This window comes from Pseudomonas chaetocerotis, from assembly GCF_015712105.2.
GTDB lineage: Bacteria > Pseudomonadota > Gammaproteobacteria > Pseudomonadales > Pseudomonadaceae > Aquipseudomonas > Aquipseudomonas chaetocerotis.
Genome location: NZ_JACFYX020000004.1, coordinates 155,194 through 169,780 on the forward strand (window position 1 = coordinate 155,194; position 14,587 = coordinate 169,780).

13 protein-coding genes are annotated in these 14,587 nt (G+C 58.5%); 2 read left to right on the forward strand and 11 right to left on the reverse strand.

Annotated elements, in window-relative coordinates; genetic code table 11:
• The first annotated feature begins 1 nt into the window (after window position 1).
• Complete coding sequence (locus H3221_RS09065) at window positions 2-1,402, forward strand: efflux transporter outer membrane subunit (RefSeq protein ID WP_196474075.1); 1,401 nt, start codon at window positions 2-4, stop codon at window positions 1,400-1,402.
• 74 nt (window positions 1,403-1,476) lie between these two features.
• Here the strand turns inward: H3221_RS09065 and H3221_RS09070 are convergent, their stop codons facing one another.
• Window positions 1,477-1,878: a hypothetical protein gene (locus H3221_RS09070; protein ID WP_160016705.1), complete on the reverse strand. Its 402-nt coding sequence runs from the start codon at window positions 1,876-1,878 to the stop codon at window positions 1,477-1,479.
• A 117-nt stretch (window positions 1,879-1,995) separates the two neighbouring features.
• Between H3221_RS09070 and H3221_RS09075 the strand changes: the two genes are divergently transcribed.
• Complete coding sequence (locus H3221_RS09075) at window positions 1,996-2,673, forward strand: DUF4197 domain-containing protein (RefSeq protein ID WP_116618157.1); 678 nt, start codon at window positions 1,996-1,998, stop codon at window positions 2,671-2,673.
• A gap of 131 nt (window positions 2,674-2,804) precedes the next feature.
• Here the strand turns inward: H3221_RS09075 and H3221_RS09080 are convergent, their stop codons facing one another.
• The 10 genes from H3221_RS09080 to H3221_RS09125 all read right to left on the reverse strand — a co-directional run bounded on the left by H3221_RS09080 (window position 2,805) and on the right by H3221_RS09125 (window position 14,439).
• Window positions 2,805-3,587 (reverse strand): EAL domain-containing protein, encoded by a 783-nt coding sequence (locus tag H3221_RS09080; RefSeq protein ID WP_196474074.1) that lies wholly within the window; start codon window positions 3,585-3,587, stop codon window positions 2,805-2,807.
• Between the two features lie 360 nt (window positions 3,588-3,947).
• The gene (gene acs, locus H3221_RS09085; RefSeq protein ID WP_196474073.1) at window positions 3,948-5,909 is read right to left on the reverse strand and encodes an acetate--CoA ligase; all 1,962 of its coding nucleotides are present in this window, start codon (window positions 5,907-5,909) and stop codon (window positions 3,948-3,950) included.
• A 365-nt stretch (window positions 5,910-6,274) separates the two neighbouring features.
• Window positions 6,275-6,598: a ComEA family DNA-binding protein gene (locus H3221_RS09090; RefSeq protein WP_196474072.1), complete on the reverse strand. Its 324-nt coding sequence runs from the start codon at window positions 6,596-6,598 to the stop codon at window positions 6,275-6,277.
• Between the two features lie 90 nt (window positions 6,599-6,688).
• Window positions 6,689-8,665, reverse strand: coding sequence for a polysaccharide biosynthesis protein (locus H3221_RS09095; protein WP_196474188.1), 1,977 nt, complete (start codon window positions 8,663-8,665; stop codon window positions 6,689-6,691).
• 40 nt (window positions 8,666-8,705) lie between these two features.
• Window positions 8,706-9,887, reverse strand: coding sequence for a DegT/DnrJ/EryC1/StrS family aminotransferase (locus H3221_RS09100; RefSeq protein ID WP_196474071.1), 1,182 nt, complete (start codon window positions 9,885-9,887; stop codon window positions 8,706-8,708).
• Window positions 9,888-9,938: 51 nt separating this feature from the next.
• Complete coding sequence (locus H3221_RS09105) at window positions 9,939-10,556, reverse strand: acetyltransferase (protein WP_196474070.1); 618 nt, start codon at window positions 10,554-10,556, stop codon at window positions 9,939-9,941.
• Complete coding sequence (locus H3221_RS09110; RefSeq protein ID WP_196474069.1) at window positions 10,553-11,152, reverse strand: sugar transferase; 600 nt, start codon at window positions 11,150-11,152, stop codon at window positions 10,553-10,555. The genes H3221_RS09105 and H3221_RS09110 overlap by 4 nt, the downstream gene beginning before the upstream one ends.
• Window positions 11,149-12,297, reverse strand: a complete 1,149-nt coding sequence (locus H3221_RS09115; protein ID WP_196474068.1) for a glycosyltransferase — start codon at window positions 12,295-12,297, stop codon at window positions 11,149-11,151. Before H3221_RS09115 ends, H3221_RS09110 begins: the two co-directional genes overlap by 4 nt.
• A gap of 259 nt (window positions 12,298-12,556) precedes the next feature.
• Window positions 12,557-13,531 (reverse strand): NAD-dependent epimerase/dehydratase family protein, encoded by a 975-nt coding sequence (locus H3221_RS09120; RefSeq protein WP_196474067.1) that lies wholly within the window; start codon window positions 13,529-13,531, stop codon window positions 12,557-12,559.
• 68 nt (window positions 13,532-13,599) lie between these two features.
• Complete coding sequence (locus H3221_RS09125; RefSeq protein WP_196474066.1) at window positions 13,600-14,439, reverse strand: glycosyltransferase family 2 protein; 840 nt, start codon at window positions 14,437-14,439, stop codon at window positions 13,600-13,602.
• Between the last annotated feature and the right edge of the window lie 148 nt (window positions 14,440-14,587).

Here is a 14,587-nt window from a genome sequence, read left to right on the forward strand (position 1 = left end):
GATGACTGCTCACCTCACGCTGCGCCACGCTCTGCTGACCCTGGCCGTCGCCCTCGGCGGCTGCTCCCTGGCGCCTCATTACGAGCGGCCAGAGGCGCCGGTCGCCGCTGACTGGCAGGTGGCCGACGCCAATGGCACCCGCGCGCAAGCGCTGGACTGGCAGACCTTCATCGTCGATGCCGACCTGCGCCGCGCGGTGGATACCGCACTGAACAACAACCGCAGCCTGCGCCAGGCGCTGCTGGATATCGAGGCGGCGCGTGCGCAGTACCGCATCCAGCGCGCCGACCGTCTGCCGTCGCTCAATGCCAATGTCAGCGGCAACCGCCAGCGCTTGCCGGCAGATCAGTCGCAAACCGGCCGCTCGGAGGTCACCAGCGTCTATCAGGTCGGCCTCGGCCTGGCCGAGTACGAAGTCGACCTGTTCGGCCGCGTGCGCAATCTGTCAGAGTCTGCACTGGAAACCTACCTGGCCACCGAGGAAGCGACCCGCGCCACACAGATCAGCCTGATTGCCGAGGTGATCCAGGCCTACCTGACCCGCGATGGCGCACTACGGCGCAAGGCGCTGGTGGAACAGACCCTGGACAGCCGCCTGGCGTCGCTGGAGCTGGTCAGCAGACGCCGTGAAGTAGGCGCCGCCACCGCCCTGGATTACCAGGAAGCGGTCGGCCTCGCCGAGCAGGCCAGGGCCGAGCGAGAAAGCACCGAGCGCCAGCTTCGCCAGGCGGACAACGCCCTGGCGCTGCTGCTCGGCACGCCAGACACCGGGCGACTGTTGCCGTCGACCCCACGCGACGAGCTGATGGTGCTGCAAGACATCGCCCCCGGCACCAGCTCGGAACTGATCGAGCGGCGCCCCGACATTCTTGCCAGCGAACATCGCCTCAAGGCGCGCAATGCCGATATCGGTGCGGCCCGTGCGGCGTTCTTCCCGCGCATCACCCTGACCGGGTCGGTGGGCAGCTCCAGCACCGAGCTGTCCGGGCTGTTCGAGGGCGGCTCGCGTGCCTGGAGCTTCGCTCCGACGCTGTCGCTGCCGATCTTTGCCGGCGGCCGTAACCGCGCCAACCTGGATCTCGCCGAAGTGCGCCAGGACGCCGCCGTGGCCGACTACGAAGGCACCATCCAGACCGCCTTCCGCGAAGTCGCCGACGCCCTCGCCGCCACCGACACACTGCGCCGTGAAGAAGCCGCGCGGCGTGCCCTGGCCGAGTCCAGCCGAGCGGCCGAAGCCCTGGCCGAAGCTCGCTACAGAGGCGGCGTGGATGACCACCTGCGCTACCTGGATGCCCAGCGCAGCAGCTTCAACGACCAGACCACGCTGATCCAGATCAGCACCGAGCGCCAATTGGCGCTGGCCGATCTGTTCCGGGCACTGGGCGGCGGCTGGCAACGCTAGCCTGCTCACCCTTCACAAATGACAAGGCCACGCCGAAGCGCGGCCTTGTCGTTTTCGATCGCAGCGTATTCGACCTAACCAGCCCCCAGCAGATCGTTGGCGTCGAGTAGGCGCCAGGCGATTTCCGGCCTTTTCTCCATCGCCCGTCGGATCGCCGCCGGAATGCTCTGCCGGGTCTTGCGACACAGCCCCGGGTGGGCATCGAAATGCATGTGGATACCGCGCATGCTGCGCACCTCGCCATGGGCCGGCTCGATATGCAGGCGAATGCCCAACTGCTCGAACATACGCTGCCGCATGCGCTCGAGATCATCCAGGCTCTGCAGGTTTTCCAGACGCTCGAGCAGGCGCTGCTCCTCGCTGCGGTTCAGCAGCAAAATACGCGTGTCGGCGCCAGGCCTGTCCAGCAGCTCGTCACGCTGACAATCGCAGGCACCCGGTGGGCAGGGAGTACGCAGGGGCAATGGTGAATTCATGGCCCTGATCATAGCCATAGCCAGGCGCGCTGCCCATCCACTCCCATCGCTTGGCTTGCCTACGCTGCAGACTCCGTTAAGCTCACAGCATTCCCCCTCGATGCAAGGATGAACACCATGCTACGCCTCACCACGTTCGCCGCTGGCCTGCTGCTTTCGGCCAACGTCTTCGCCCTCTCCCTCTCCGACCTGAGCCAGCAGGACGCCAGTGGCGGCCTCAAGGATGCCCTGATCCAGGGCGCCCAGGTGGCCGTCAAGCAACTGGGTACGCCCGGCGGTTTCAGCAACAACCCGGACGTGCGCATCGAGCTGCCCGGCACGCTCGGCAAGGCCGCCAAGACCATGAAGATGATGGGCATGGGCGCCCAGGTCGATCAGCTCGAAGCAAGCATGAACAAGGCCGCCGAGGCCGCCGTACCGCAGGCCCAGGCGCTGCTGGTCGATGCGGTGAAGAAGATGACCGTGGCCGACGCCAAGTCGATTCTCAGCGGCCCGCAGGACTCGGCCACCCAGTACCTGAACAAGAGCAGCCGCGAGCAGATTCGCGCCAAATTCCTGCCCATCGTCAAGCAGGCCACCGATCAGGTCGGCCTGGCCCAGCAGTACAATGCGTTCGCTGGTCAGGCCGCCAGCTTTGGCGTGGTCGACGCCAAGAGCAGCACGGTGGAAAGCTACGTCACCGAACAGGCGCTCGACGGCCTGTTCGAGATGATTGCCAAGCAGGAAGCCAGCATCCGCCAGAACCCGGCCGGTGCCGCTACCAGCCTGGCGAAGAAGGTATTCGGCGCGCTCTGAGAAAAGCCTCTGACGCCTGATGCCGGTCAGATAAGCGTCCAAAGCGGACTTTAGTGGGAGCACCGCTCCTGCATGTTCGATGCGTCGGCGCTTGACTGACCGGCATTACCTGGCGCCCCGGTTGCTGGTCGCTAGCCCGGCAAACAGAGCCTGTCCAGCGCAGGCCTGGCGAAGAAAAAGCCCTGCATGTAGCGGATGCCCTGCTCGATTAACGCATCGCGCTCACCAGACGTCTCGATACCTTCGGCGATGATGCGAATTCCCAAACGCTGGGCTACCAGCACGATGCCTGCAACGATGGCCTGGCGCACCGGGTCCTGATCGATGCCACGGGTCAGGGCCATGTCCAGCTTCAGCACGTGCGGCTGGAATTCGGCCAGCAGGTTGAGCCCGGAGTAGCCGGCCCCGAAATCATCGATAGCGGTGGTGAAGCCCTGCTTGCCGTACTCGGCGAAGATCTGCTTGAGGTGCTCGGCATCATGGATCTGCTCGCCCTCGGTCACCTCGAACATCAGCCGCTCACGCGGGAAGTCGAAGCGCCGTGCCGCCTCTAGCGTGGCGCGGATGCAGGTCTCGGCGCGATACACCGCATTGGGCAGAAAGTTGATGCTGAGCAGGCAATCCGGGATGTCGAGCAGCCCGAGCCTGGATGCCTGCTCGATGGCCTTGACCCGGCAGGCCTGATCGAACCGGTAGCGGTTGCCATCATTGACCCGTCCGAGCACTTCCCCAGCGGACTCACCATTGCAGCCTCGTACAAGGGCTTCATAGGCGAACGGCCGCTGCTCCTCGATATCGACGATCAGTTGAAAAGCCATGGTGAAATCGAACCCCAGGGCCTCGGCGTTACGGCATTCGGCGCAACCCACAGGTCGAAATGGCTGAGGAAAGATGCTCTGGCTGACAATATCCATCCGCGATTCCTTGCAAAACAGGCTTGGACACCACCTCATTGTCAGCCTAGTCAAAAATGGAACAAAGCCACGCCAAGAGGTAGGGAAAACACCGGCAACAGAACGATCAGCTGGGCGACACCGAACCCCGCGTGCTGCACCTGGGGAACATCAAGATTGGCGCAAATCGAGCGAGGCCTCTGAGTCATCATGGATGAACGAGCAGATATGTACCGTTCAGCCGCGCTTGCTAGCAGTAAGCCATTATGCAGACCAGCGCGGTAATTATAGAAAATAATTTAATGTATAGGTTTGCGTATCCCGCAAAGAAAAACCCCGCCGGGCTTTTGGCCGGGCGGGGTTTTCGTTTGCCGTTGCCGATCAGGCGCAGGCGGCTTGCATCTGGCGATGCGTGTCGATGAGGTGCTGCACCACGCCAGGATCGGCCAGCGTGGAGATGTCGCCGAGAGTATCGTATTCGGCGGTGGCGATCTTGCGCAGGATACGGCGCATGATCTTGCCCGAGCGGGTCTTCGGCAAGCCGGGGGCCCACTGAATCACGTCCGGCGTGGCGATCGGGCCGATCTCCTTGCGTACCCAGTTGCGCAGTTCCTGACGCAGTTGCTCCGATGCTTCTTCGCCAGCATTGAGGGTGACGTAGACGTAGATCCCCTGCCCTTTGATGTCGTGCGGTACACCGACCACTGCGGCCTCGGCCACTTTCGCGTGGGCGACCATGGCGCTCTCGATCTCGGCGGTACCCATGCGGTGGCCGGAGACGTTGAGCACGTCGTCGACACGGCCGGTGATCCACCAGTAGCCGTCTTCGTCGCGGCGCGCACCGTCACCGGTGAAGTACATGCCACGGAAGGTCTTGAAGTAGGTGTCGACGAAGCGGTCATGGTCGCCGTACAGGGTACGCGCCTGACCCGGCCAGGAGTCGATGATCACCAGATTGCCTTCGGCAGCGCCTTCGATGATGTTGCCCAGGTTATCTACCAGCGCCGGCTGTACGCCGAAGAACGGACGCGCAGCGGAGCCCGGTTTGAGGGCATGAGCGCCCGGCAGCGGAGTCATCAGGCAGGCGCCAGTTTCCGTCTGCCACCAGGTGTCGACGATCGGGCAACGGCTCTGACCGACGTTCTCGTAGTACCACTGCCAGGCTTCCGGGTTGATCGGCTCACCAACCGAACCGAGCAGGCGCAGGCTGGAACCATCGGCGCCTTCGACCGCGGCCTTGCCCTCGGCCATCATGGCGCGAATGGCAGTCGGGGCAGTGTAAAGGATGTTGACCTTGTGCTTGTCGACGATCTTGGCGACGCGCGAAACGTCCGGATAGTTCGGCACGCCTTCGAACATCACTGTAGTGGCGCCGTTGGACAACGGCCCATAGACCAGATAGGTGTGGCCGGTGACCCAACCGATGTCGGCGGTGCACCAGAAGACTTCACCCGGCCGGTAGTCGAACACGCGCTCATGGGTCAGCGAGGCGTACACCAGGTAGCCGCCAGTAGTGTGCAGCACACCCTTGGGCTTGCCGGTCGAACCAGAGGTGTAGAGGATGAACAGCGCTTCTTCTGCGCCCATTTCCTTGGGTGCGCAGACACTGCCTGCGACCTTCATCAGGTCTTCGTACCAGATGTCACGATGCTGATTCCATTTGATTTCGGAACCGGTGCGCTGCACCACGATGACTTTCTGGATGCTGCGGGTCTCGGGGTTGGTCAGCGCGTCGTCGACGTTGGCCTTGAGCGGCACTTTCTTGCCGCCACGCAGCCCTTCGTCAGCAGTGATCACCACCTTGGATTGGCAATCGATGATGCGGCCGGCCAGTGCCTCGGGCGAGAAGCCACCGAATACCACGGAGTGGATCGCGCCGATGCGCGCACAGGCCAGCATGGCCACCACGGCTTCCGGGATCATCGGCATGTAGATGGTCACCACATCGCCGCGGTGAACGTCCTGGCCGCGCAGGGCGTTGGCGAACTTGCACACTTGCTCGTGCAGTTCGCGGTAGGTGATTTCCCGGTGCTCGGACGGGTCGTCGCCTTCCCAGATGATCGCGATCTGGTCACCGCGCTCTTCCAGATGACGGTCGAGGCAGTTGTAGGAGACGTTCAGGGTGCCGTCGGCGAACCACTTGATGTCAACGTGGTGATCATCGAAGGTGGTCTGCTTGACCTTGTTGTAGGGCTTGATCCAGTCGATCCGCTTGCCCTGCTCGCGCCAGAAACCCTCGGGGTTGACCACGGACTGTTGATACATGGCCTTGTAGGTGGCCTCGTCAGTGAGGGTCCGCGCGGCCACTTCGGGACGCACAGGGTAAAGAGACGCAGCACTCATGAAATCACCTCGACGGGGAGTTGTTTTTGTATGGTGCATGTTGTATCCCCCGACCCTTCGTGAGGCCATTCGACCATGGTCTTACCGCTCTAAGACCATGGTCTTGAAGCCCTGCCCGGCACATGTGAAGCCGATTCGACGGCATCATGGATATATCAAGGCGCGCGGATAAAAAGGTTCATCGTACCCTTCGGGGTAGGCGACCTTGATTTTCAGGAAGAAGCTGGCCAGCAAGCCGCTGGTTTGAAGAATCGGGGCGGTGTGTTTCCCAGGTGCATGCAACCAATCCGCTCGAACAAAACCCTCGCCCTACAAACACAAAAGGCCGGTCATAAGACCGGCCCGGACAACAACACTGCCAGGTATCAGTTAACACTCAACCTGTCACGGTTCTTCTCCAACGTCGCCTCGCCGATACCTTTCACCTCCAACAACTCATCGACCGAGGCGAAATTACCGTGCTCCTCCCGATAAGCCACAATCGCCTGCGCCTTGGTCGCACCAATCCCCAACAACTCACTCTGCAACGTTGCAGCATCGGCGGTGTTGAGATTGACCACAGCAACCTGCGCCAACTGCACGGCAACCGGTTTGGCACTTTCGGGCTTTGGGGTTTCAGCTGCGGCAGCAGCCAGAGAGAAGGAAGCGAGAACAGCGAACAGAAGGGAAGATAGACTGACTTTCAGCATGGGGAAACACTCCTTTGTTTTAGAAAAACGAGGCAACCATGGCCTCGCTTTTCAAACTAGACGCTATCTCCCAGCTGTCAAATCAACGCCTCAACGCTCCCGGTTTCTGAGATGAATCCAGTCGACGATCTCACCTTCCGGCACATAACCATGCACTGTTTCGCGCAGCAACATGCGCACGCGAGCGTAATCATCCTCACTGACCGCCGCCAACAACTCCTGCAGACGGCCCTTGAGCTCATCCCAGGGCAGCATGTCCTCTTCCGCGCGCATGATCATCGGATGCTCGGTCGGCTTCACATCCTCGCCGATCAGCAGCTCCTCGTAGAGCTTTTCACCCGGACGCAACCCGGTGAACTCGATGCCGATATCGCCATGCGGACTATGCTCATCACGTACAGTCAGGCCCGACAGACGAATCATCTTTTCGGCAAGATCGGCGATCTTCACGGGCTCGCCCATGTCCAGCACGAATACATCCCCCCCCTGCCCCAGCGAGCCCGCCTGAATGACCAGCTGCGCCGCCTCAGGGATCGTCATGAAATAGCGGGTGATGTTCGGATGCGTCACCGTCACCGGCCCACCCCGCTTGATCTGCTCCCTGAACAACGGAATCACCGACCCGGAAGAGCCCAGCACATTACCGAAACGCACCATGGTGAAACGGGTCTTGTTGACGTGATGAACACCTGAATCATCAGCGAACAACACGGGCGCAGACTCACGACTCAGCGCCTGCAGCACCATCTCAGCCAGGCGCTTGGTGCTGCCCATCACATTGGTAGGCCGCACCGCCTTGTCGGTAGAAATCAAAACGAAATTGGCAACGCCCGCCCTGATCGACGCCTGCGCGGCATTGAGCGTACCAACGAGGTTATTGAGCACGCCCTCGGCGACGTTATGCTCGACCATCGGCACATGCTTGTACGCAGCGGCGTGATAAACGGTATTGACCCGCCAGGTCTGCAGAATGTCGAGCAAACGCTCGAAATTACGGATAGACCCGAGAATCGGCACCAGCTTGATCGGCAGCGACTCCCGCTCGATTCGCTGCTGCAATTCGCCATGGATACTGTAGAGATTGAATTCACTGTGCTCGAAAAGCAGCAAGGTACGTGCACCGCTCGCCAGTATCTGCCGACACAGCTCCGAACCGATAGAGCCGCCAGCGCCGGTTACCAGCACGACCTGATTCTTGATGCAGCGCTCGAACAGATCTTGCCGAGGCGGCACGGCGTCGCGCCCGAGAAGATCGGCGATATCGACTTCCTGCAGATCCGTGACACTGACCCGGCCGCTGGCCAGGTCCATGAAGCCCGGAATCGTGCGCACATGAATCGGAAATACCTCAAGCGAAGTGAGAATTTCCCTGCGACGAGAACGCGAGACTGAAGGAATCGCCAGCAGCACGTCCTGGGCGCCGGTGTCATCGATCATCCGCTGAGTCTGATCGGACGTGTAGATCTTAATCCCATCGATCACGCGCCCGGCGATGCTTTCATCGTCATCGATGAACGCCACCGGCAGCATGTGCTTGCCCATGCGCAACGCCGTCAGCAACTGATTGCCCGCCGCACCGGCGCCATAGATAGCGACACGCTGCCGATCGTGCTCATAGGCATGTATACGAAGAGGAAACAGCTCACCGATAAAGTACTGCCGCATCACCAGACGAAGGCCGCCCACCAGCATCAACGACACCGCCCAGTAGATGAACACGACCGAGCGTGGCATCAACTCATCAGGCCTGACCAGATAGATCACCACAGCTAGAAGCAATGCCGACAGACTGACGGCATTGAAAATCGTCACCAGCGCGGCGCTACCGAAATAACGGAGAACCGCACGATACAAGCCGAAGCGCACAAACAGAGGGATGGCCGTAGCGGGAGCGGCAATAAACAACCACAAGTATTCGCCCAATGGATTGATCTGCCCAAAGCTGCTCAGTCGGATGACAAAGGCCACCCAAAGAGCCACCCAAAGCAGGAGGACGTCGGCAAAGACCTGCAACGTGCGCTTGGTTTGCCGCGGCAATTTCAATAGTCGCTCGCGCAACCGGTCAATCGTGCTCAACACAACAATGCCCCGATCGGTAGGTGGTACATCATTGAGCAGCCGTCGCCAATGCCATCACGTCAGCGAGAGCATCACAGGTCTGTTCAATTTCCCGCTGGCTGAGCGTGGGATGGACGAGAAACATTAAGCTAGTCTCGCCCAGCTCTTTTGCCACAGGCAGGCGCTGCGCAGGCCGCCATCCGGTGTCATCGAAAGCCTTCTCCAAGTAAACCTCTGAACAGGTTCCCGAGTAACATGGAACACCGCGCTCAGCGATCTCCGCCTGAATACGATCCCGGTTCCATCCCTCTTTGAGTCTGGATGGCTCGACAAATACATAACATTTGTAGGCAGCATGACGAATGTCGTCAGGCAAGCTCGGCACACGCAGGCCGTTCAAGGAACGGGCTCGTTGCCAGATGCGATTGGCATTCTCGAGTCGCGTAGCTTGCCAAGTCTCCATACGTTTTAGCTGAATGCGCCCAATGACCGCCTGAACCTCCAGCATGCGCCAATTAGTGCCAAAGCCCTCATGCAGCCAGCGAAAGCCAGGCGCGTGATCACGCTCATAGACTGCCTCCCAAGACTTTCCATGATCCTTGAACGACCACATTTTTGACCAGAGGTCGGGGTCATTGGTGGTCACCATCCCGCCTTCACCACCTGTGGTCATGATCTTGTCCTGACAGAAGGACCAGGCGCCGATATGCCCAATAGACCCAACCGGACGCCCCTTATAGAGAGCCCCATGCGCTTGGGCACAGTCCTCGACGACGAAAAGCCCATGCTCTTCAGCCAGTGCCATGATCGGGTCCATGTCGCAAGGCCAACCCGCCAGGTGAACACAGATGATCGCCCGTGTACGAGATGTCAGAACCGCCGCAATCGACTCGGCGGTAATTGCTTGAGAATCTAGATCAATGTCCGCAAACACAGGGACAGCCCTTGCATTCACGATAGAGGATACGGACGCCAGAAAGGTCCTTGACGTGACGATCACCTCGTCTCCGTCACCAATGCCGAGCGCATTCAACGCCAGATCCAGAGCCACCGTCCCATTCGCTAGGGAGATCGCGTGACTCGTTCCGCTCCACTGCGCAAACTCGCGCTCGAACTCTCGACACTCCTGCCCGGTCCAATAGTTGACCTTGTTGGACAGCACCACATCCCGAACAGCATTCGCCTCTTCTTCGGTAAAGGAAGGCCAAGGAGAAAACGGCGTATTCAGCACAAATAAGATTCCCAATAAAAACTTTGAAAACTGACCACGTACATAGCAACACTACAATCGGCGGGCGGGCACACCGGCCACTGTGAGGCCATCGGCAACGTCCGATACAACGACAGCCCCCGCACCGATCATGACATTTTCGCCGACGCACACCACTTGACGCACACAAGCGCCAATGCCGACCCAGCTCGCCTCACCAATGCGCACACCTCCCGCCAGACGGGCACCCGGGCTGATATGGACACCGGCCAGGAGAATGCAGTCATGGTCGACGCTGCATCCGGTATTAAGGATGCAACCCATGCCAACCCGTGCGTCTGCATTGACGACAGCACCCGCAAACACCACCGTACCTTCTGCAAGAATGGCATGGCGGCTTACGGTCGCTGCAGGATGCACCAAACAAGTAAACCGGGCTCCCGCACTTGCCAGTTTCGCGAGCTTTTCCAAGCGAATGCGATTGTCCCCGATCGCAACCAGGACAGCATCAAAGTCCGACAACTGCCCAAGCAACTCGGCAGTGCTCCCTTCGATAGGCCACGCTCCATTTCGCGTTCGTACCGGCCAGGCATCATCGAAGAACGTGATGGACTCCCAACCACAGACCTCGGCCGTGTCGGCCACGACCTTGCCATGTCCACTGGCACCCAGGATAGCCATGCGCTTCATTTGTCGTCCCCTGTGAACCTCGACATGGTTGCCTGCCCCTCAGCGCTTATACCTTCACGGACGAAAACTTTGCGCACGGTAAGCAACAGTATGCGGAAATCCAGCCAGAACGATTGATTCTTCACGTACCAGATATCCAGGTCGAACTTTTCACTCCAGCTCAGTGCATTACGCCCGTTAACCTGCGCCCAACCGGTAATTCCGGGACGTACATCATGACGTCGCGCCTGCTCGGCACTGTACAACGGCAAGTATTCCATCAGCAGCGGACGAGGCCCGACCAGGCTCATCTCGCCCTTCAGTACATTCCATAATTCCGGCAACTCATCCAGACTGGTTCCGCGCAGGAAACGTCCGAATCGTGTAAGGCGGAGCTCGTCCGGTAACGGATCACCGTTTCCATCCACGGCGTCAAGCATGGTGCGAAACTTCACCATCATGAAGGGGCGCCCATGCAAACCTGGGCGCTGCTGGCGGAAAAGCGCTGGCGAACCCAAGTAAACCCGGATCAGTATAAAAAGCGCCAGCAGCAGCGGCCAAAGCAGTAGAAGCGCCAAGGCGCTGCAAACGATATCGAACAGTCGCTTGAGCCTCATCGCTCGCTCCCGGACCGCAGTACTCGGCTGTAAAAATCATGCAGCCCTTCGACAATACGCGCGCGGGAAAATCGCTCGAGCGCCCTTGTCCTTGCGGCCTGCCCCATAGCACGACACGCCTGCCGGTCAGAAAGCAATGTTGCCAAGGCGGCAGCCAACGCGGAGGCATCTCCTGCGGGGACCAGTACCCCGGAGACACCATCCTCGACGGCATCGGTCAGCCCGTAGATACGGCTAGCAACCGAGGGCACACCAGCCGCAGCAGCCTCCAGCACGGAGCTGCCGAACCCCTCACGATAGCTTGGCAAGCAGAAAATATCGGCGGCAGTCATGCACGATTCGGGCTCTCTGGTGAATCCCTGGAAATGCAGCCGATTATCCAGGCGACCGGCGACGGAACGAATGTGCTCGACCATTCCGCCTTCGTCCGGCCCCACGATCAACCAGTGTACGGAATCGAAGCGCTCGTCGAGCTGGACTATGGCTTCTGCCATTTCCCGCAGTCCCTTATCAACGTTGAGCCGTCCCAGAAAGAGAACAAGTTGCGCATCTTCCGGAATGCCAAGCTCCGCCCTGATACGCAGCCGGGTTTGCGCATCTGGCTTGAAGCGCTCACCGTCAACACCACAAATGGACCCGTCCCCGATCACATCGACGGTATCTGCCCCGCAAACACCCTCCTCGATCAAAAAGTCTCGCTGTGACGGGCTATCTGCAAGCAAGTGCGAAGCCAGTGCGGCGATCAGACGATCTGCACTTTTGAGTACAGCACGCCCGAGGCCCTGACGCGTGACCCAGACCTGCCCGGTAAACCAATGAACACGCACTGGAACTCTGGCAAGGAAACCGGCAAGCATTGCCAGCAGCCCGGCTTTGGGAGTTACCGAATGGACGACATTAAAACGGTGTGTATAAAACAAACGCAGCAGGCACAAAAGCGACAATACATCTGCGACCGGAGAAATCTCTCGAGCTAATGCGACGTTCAGGTATGTGGCCCGCCCGTCCTGAGGTACAGGCTCGTCACCGTAACTCGAGATAACGAATACATCGTAGTCATCGGCTAAACGTTCAATATGCGGACGAAGGAAGGCATTGACCGCCATGGGTACCGTGGTGACAAAGCATATTTTTTTGCGTTTCAAAAGCGATTCACCTTGAGCCCAAAGCAGGGCAGCTAGCCAAGCGACAAGGAAAGCACCAGAGCCCGCCTCTGCGCATGCATTTGCCCGCCAGCATCACAAGGCTTGCTCCAGTGCAACACACATAGCTCATACGGGGAAACTGGGGGAGCACATTCTACGGCACTAACAATTATCATCAACTCGGCTCAAGCAACCACGACTCAGCGTCTAATCGGTCTGACGAAAGCGATTGCAGAAGCATCTAAAATTACGCCCTGGCTTAGCGAAACACATCAGGCATGAGCACCTCTCCGATGTAGTCCTTAACGGCGCGACGAGGTCGATAGCCAAGTACCGCTTCCAGCTTCTCGCACGGATAGTGCGTACGCCCAACAAGTGAATCGACTCTAGCTTGAGTCAGGGGAAAACGCTTCAGCCAACGACCACTCAGTGCGAGCCCCCTGACCAGCCCCTCTGGCAGCCTAAGAAAAGGCTGACCTGCATCCAGATGGGCCGCTATAGCGTTTACCAACTCTTCCTGGATGCAATCGTTCGATAGATTAAAGACTTCGCCTTGGGCGGCCGGATCGAACCCGCACAACATCAAGGCTTCGACTACGTCATCCACATGCACATAAGTCGACACCGCTCCAGGTGCACCCACATAGAAAAAAAGACGCCTCTTAATGAGGCGCCCCAACTGGCGCAGCGAACCATTGGGCATTCCCGGACCAAAGACATTGGACGGACGCAAAATGGAAACCGTCAGCACACCAGGCTGAGCATTGCCGATAACAAGATCATCAGCCTTTGTCTTGGTCACTTCGTATGCACCACGCGGAGCCGGTAAGCTTTCCTCAGTGATCGTACGCTCAGCACTCGCGCAAACAGGTGGGCCGTAAGCGCCTACGCTACTAAGCTGAACCCAATGCAAGGGACGGCCTGAAACCTTGGCCTGACGCTTGCTGGCAGCCAGTAAACGGGCAGTGGCGTCGACATGCAGCGCCTCCATCAGCGCTTCATTACGTAATTCACCAGCGCAATTGAAAACCAGCGAACAGCCTTCAACGGCAGCATCAAGGTCACTGCTGTGATCAAGCAAATCCAGCTGCAGCCACTCAATATGAGAATCGCCAGCAGGTGCTTCAGATTGTGACTTCCGGGACAACGCACGTACGTCATGACCGGCCTCGAGCAACGAAACAACCAGTCTTTTCCCTATGAAACCAGCACCACCAACCAGAAGAACTTTCAACTAAGACTCTCTAAACTGAGGAGGTGAAATTGAGGACATAATTTAGAAGAGCGAAGCAAAATACGCATTTATTGAGCACGCCTTCGAAAGCGGACCAAAAAGACCCGACGGATGAATTTCACTATCGACAGCCCCACCCAAAAACCCATGCTTAAAATATTAATACCTCCCCCACGATATATACTCCAATAACTGGCAACCTCCCCTTTCTCCATTTCCCAAAGTCGCCCACTAAGCCCCGCAGCACCATAAGGAGCTTTATACATATAAGCCAGAACGCGCTCGAAGAGATAACATTCGCCGGAAAAGAAACAGACATGGAGCCAAAGTCTATAGTCTTCGCAGTAACGCTCACCATAGGCAAAGCGCTGTGCGATATCACTCCGCAGCATAACCGTAGGGGTAGAAAAACGATTGGACGCCAATAACTTCCGGCAAGATATTTGAACAGGCAATACAGTACTATTCTCTAAAAGCGGGTCATCGCCTCCATCATCTACTGCCATAAGATGGCCGATCAAAGCGACATTGGGATGATGCTCCATCCAGTTATATTGCAATTCAATTTTTTGTGGATGCCAGCGGTCATCGGAGTCAAGAAACGCAACATAACGCCCTTGAGCGAGCTTCCAGCCCTCATTACGGGCAGTCCCTGGCCCAGCGTTTTCAGGCAACGCACAAACTTTTATCCAGTCCGCACCCAAACGCGCCTGCAGGCTGTATAGCACCTTTAGAGTGTCGTCCTGACTATAGTCATCAACAAGTATGATCTCTAGGGGCAGTAACGACTGACAAACAACCGAATTCACCGCTCGCGAAATGGTGGTAGCACAACGAAAACAGGGAATAATAACACTGACGCTTGCCATAGAGCGCTGGCTTTTATCCGAGCTATCATTCGGCATCATCTTTTATTTTTCCACGAGAAGGCTTTAGCAAAATTTTTTATGCCATACCTAAATACATGAACATGCAACATAAATAAAATTTTGGAAAAAAAATTTCGCGCGCTAAGCTGACAATATAGCATTATCAATGTCCCACGCAGCCGACGAA

Excerpts from the sequence above, each read along its gene's own strand:
- H3221_RS09065 (WP_196474075.1), top strand. The coding sequence starts at position 2 with ATGACTGCTCACCTCACGCTGCGCCACGCTCTGCTGACCCTGGCCGTC.
- H3221_RS09070 (WP_160016705.1), bottom strand. The coding sequence starts at position 1,878 with ATGAATTCACCATTGCCCCTGCGTACTCCCTGCCCACCGGGTGCCTGC.
- H3221_RS09075 (WP_116618157.1), top strand. The coding sequence starts at position 1,996 with ATGCTACGCCTCACCACGTTCGCCGCTGGCCTGCTGCTTTCGGCCAAC.
- H3221_RS09080 (WP_196474074.1), bottom strand. The coding sequence starts at position 3,587 with ATGGATATTGTCAGCCAGAGCATCTTTCCTCAGCCATTTCGACCTGTG.
- acs (WP_196474073.1), bottom strand. The coding sequence starts at position 5,909 with ATGAGTGCTGCGTCTCTTTACCCTGTGCGTCCCGAAGTGGCCGCGCGG.
- H3221_RS09090 (WP_196474072.1), bottom strand. The coding sequence starts at position 6,598 with ATGCTGAAAGTCAGTCTATCTTCCCTTCTGTTCGCTGTTCTCGCTTCC.
- H3221_RS09105 (WP_196474070.1), bottom strand. The coding sequence starts at position 10,556 with ATGAAGCGCATGGCTATCCTGGGTGCCAGTGGACATGGCAAGGTCGTG.
- H3221_RS09110 (WP_196474069.1), bottom strand. The coding sequence starts at position 11,152 with ATGAGGCTCAAGCGACTGTTCGATATCGTTTGCAGCGCCTTGGCGCTT.
- H3221_RS09125 (WP_196474066.1), bottom strand. The coding sequence starts at position 14,439 with ATGATGCCGAATGATAGCTCGGATAAAAGCCAGCGCTCTATGGCAAGC.